The organism is Brevibacillus sp. BC25 (genome assembly GCF_000282075.1).
In the GTDB taxonomy this organism is placed as follows: Bacteria; Bacillota; Bacilli; order Brevibacillales; family Brevibacillaceae; genus Brevibacillus.
In genome coordinates, this window is record NZ_AKIX01000084.1 from 1 (window position 1) to 3,395 (window position 3,395).

Here is a 3,395-nt window from a genome sequence, read left to right on the forward strand (position 1 = left end):
TGGCGGCTGCCTCCTGATAGCCATGCTCCACTTCGCCCACCTGTACAGGCGCATTGACAGTCACGACTTCGATTGGTGCGCTTTTTTTGATCACGATGCGAGTCTTGCCCTTCTCCCATTCCAGCTCCTCAATGGAAGACTGATTCACCAGCTTAATGAATTCACGCAGTTCATGTAGCTTCATAGCAAGATCAGAGCTCCTTTTTTTCGTGTAAGAAAGCTTAAGCACACCATGTCAAAGCGACTTGCTTAAGCTTTCTGGAGCGGATAAAAACTTTCCGCTAAAACGCGGTCGCTCATCCATGAAAAGACCTCGAAAATAGTTTTTTTATAGTGGGATATTCCCGTGCTTTTTGTACGGACGATCTTCCTGTTTGTTTCTGAGCATTTCCAAGGCTTGCGCGACCTTTTGGCGGGTTTCGCGCGGATCGATGACGTCATCCACCATCCCGAGACTTGCCGCGACATATGGATTGGCGAACTTTTCTCGGTAGAGGGCAATTTTCTCTGCGCGAGTCGCAGCCGGGTCCTCACTTTGTTCAATTTCTTTGGCAAAAATGACGTTGGCTGCCCCCTCGGGACCCATGACGGCAATCTCTGCATTCGGCCATGCATACACGACATCTGCTCCAATGGACTTGGAGTTGAGCGCCACATAAGCCCCTCCGTATGCTTTGCGCAGAATCACGGTGATTTTGGGAACCGTTGCTTCCGAGTATGCATACAAGATTTTCGCCCCATGACGGATAATCCCTCCGTGCTCCTGATTGATTCCCGGGAAAAAGCCAGAAACATCTTCAAAGGTTAGCAGCGGAATGTTGAAGCAGTCGCAAAAACGGATGAACCGTGCCAGCTTATCCGATGAATGAATGTCCAGTCCGCCTGCCATGACCTTCGGCTGGTTGGCGATGATGCCGACACTGTGTCCATCGATACGCGCCAGACCGATAACGATATTGCGGGCAAAGTTCTGCTGTACTTCCATGAAATCACCGTGATCCACGATTTTTTCGATAACCTTGCGCACATCGTATACTTTGGTGCTTTCAGCAGGTACGAGCTCCAGAAGCTCCTCTTGCCATCCATTATTCTCCTCTGCTTTTATCACTGGTGCGCGATCGCGATTGTTTTGTGGTAGGAAGCTGAGTAGCCTGCGCACTCCTTCCAATACTTCCTGTTCGGTTTCTGCCGTAAAATGGGCATTGCCGCTCACCGTCGAATGGACTTTGGCTCCGCCTAGATCCTCCGCAGATATTTTTTCACCTGTAACGGTTTCGATCACTTTTGGACCTGTGATGAACATTTGGCTCGTCTTCTCTACCATGAACACGAAATCCGTAATCGCTGGAGAGTAAACGGCTCCTCCCGCACACGGACCGAGGATGACAGAGATTTGCGGAATCACACCGGAGTAAATGGCATTGCGGTAAAAAATCGTGCCATAGCCATCCAGCGAGCTTACCCCTTCTTGAATGCGGGCGCCGCCAGAGTCGTTCAGACCGATAAAAGGAGCGCCGTTTTTCGCTGCCAGGTCCATCACCTTGGCGATTTTCATCGCGTGCATCTCACCCAGAGCACCGCCAAATACCGTGAAATCCTGCGCGAACAAATAGACGGGACGACCGTTGATTTTTCCGTAGCCTGTCACGACGCCTTCGCCCGGTGCCTCCATCTGGTCGAGACCAAAATGCGTAGCACGATGCTCAACAAACGGGTTCAGCTCCATAAAGGTGTCTGGGTCAAGCAGAAGCTCGATCCGCTCGCGTGCAGTCAACTTGCCGCGGTTATGCTGAGCATCGATGCGTGCATCCCCACCACCAAGCTGGATTTTATATTTACGTTCCATCAATTCATCAATTTTTTCGTACATATTGTTACTCATAAGGGCCACCATCTCTCTATTCCTTTTTCATGATCGCATTCTCATAGATCGCGACTAATTGCTGTACGGCGCTCGTCGGTGAAATCTCGCCACTCGCAACGGCTCCCTCAATGGTGGGAAGCAGCTCGGCTACTTGCTGATTGCCGAAAAAGGTCGCGCGCAGGTAGTCCTGAGCCATACTGTGCATCCAATCGAGTAGCTGCGCTTTGCGCCTTGCCTCAAAGCCGCCTGATTGGATGGTGTTTTCACGAAATTGACCGATGACCTCCCAAATATCTTCAATGCCTTCCCCTGTCAGCGAAGAACACATGTATGCCTTCGTCTCCCAGCCAGTGGTTGCCGGCTGCAAGTAATGCAGAACACGATTGTATTCACCTTTGGCGATCAAGGCACGCGTGCGGTTTTCCCCATCGGCTTTGTTGATCAGAAGCGCATCCGCAATTTCCATGATGCCTTTTTTGATTCCTTGCAGTTCATCGCCCGCGCCTGTCAGCATCAGCAGTAAAAAGAAATCGACCATCGACCTGACTGTCGTCTCACTCTGTCCGACCCCGACCGTCTCGACCAAAATAACATCGTAGCCTGCTGCCTCGCAGATCAGCATCGTTTCCCGCGTCTTCCGATTGACTCCGCCCAGCGTGCCGCCCGTGGCAGACGGTCGGATGAACGCCTGTGGATTACGTGACAAGAGCTCCATCCGCGTCTTGTCGCCGAGAATGCTCCCGCGAGTAACCGTACTACTCGGATCAACGGCCAAGACAGCGACACGATGACCTTTTTCACAAAGCATACTGCCGAATGCTTCAATGAACGTGCTCTTGCCCGCACCTGGCACACCGGATATCCCTATGCGTATGGATTGACCTGTATGAGGAAGCAGCTGTTTGATCACCTCTTGAGCCATATCCATATGAGCGGGAGCATTGCTCTCGACCAGCGTGATTGCCTGCGCCAAAACCGTTCGGCTGTTTTCCCGTACACCTGTGACGTATTGATCCACCGATAAGCGTGGGAGGCGCGCCTTGGAGGAAACGTTCAAGAAATTCTTGTCAGTCTTGCCCCCGGTCATTGTCCAGCAGCCTCCAGGCGATACACGATCTCTTGCAGAACGTGCTGGGCTGCTACAGGAATGACTGTTCCTGGCCCAAAGATAGCTGCGGCACCATGCTCTCGCAAAAAGGCGTAATCCTGCGCCGGTATAACACCACCTATGACGACGACAATATCCTCGCGTCCCAGCTTCTTGAGCTCTTCCACCAGTTGTGGCAGCAATGTTTTATGTCCTGCCGCAAGCGAGCTGAAGCCGATCACGTGCACGTCATTTTCTATCGCTTGCTTCGCTGTTTCCTCAGGTGTCTGGAACAACGGACCGATGTCGACGTCAAAACCCAAATCGGCAAAAGCGGTGGCAATCACTTTCGCTCCCCTGTCATGTCCGTCTTGACCCATTTTCGCGATCATAATACGGGGACGTCTGCCTTCCCATTGCTCGAATTCGTCTGCCATCTTGCGC

At 52.0% G+C, this 3,395-nt stretch carries 3 protein-coding genes and 1 pseudogene; all 4 read right to left on the bottom strand.

Going from position 1 to position 3,395, the window contains the following annotated elements; genetic code table 11:
• A pseudogene (locus tag PMI05_RS21465) lies at positions 1–184 on the bottom strand (acetyl-CoA carboxylase biotin carboxyl carrier protein subunit); the annotation flags it as partial.
• Between the two features lie 144 nt (positions 185–328).
• Positions 329–1,894, bottom strand: a complete 1,566-nt coding sequence (locus PMI05_RS21470; RefSeq protein WP_039961149.1) for an acyl-CoA carboxylase subunit beta — start codon at positions 1,892–1,894, stop codon at positions 329–331.
• Positions 1,895–1,898: 4 nt separating this feature from the next.
• On the bottom strand, positions 1,899–2,951 hold the full coding sequence (gene meaB, locus PMI05_RS21475; protein ID WP_007726207.1) for a methylmalonyl Co-A mutase-associated GTPase MeaB: 1,053 nt from the start codon (positions 2,949–2,951) through the stop codon (positions 1,899–1,901).
• On the bottom strand, positions 2,948–3,395 hold a 448-nt coding region (locus tag PMI05_RS21480; protein WP_007726210.1), incomplete at its 5' end, for a cobalamin-dependent protein. The genes PMI05_RS21480 and meaB, both read right to left, overlap by 4 nt.

What these genes read in the sequence shown, in the direction of transcription:
- PMI05_RS21470 (WP_039961149.1), bottom strand. Translation starts at nt 1,894, where the DNA reads ATGGTGGCCCTTATGAGTAACAATATGTACGAAAAAATTGATGAATTG.
- meaB (WP_007726207.1), bottom strand. Translation starts at nt 2,951, where the DNA reads ATGACCGGGGGCAAGACTGACAAGAATTTCTTGAACGTTTCCTCCAAG.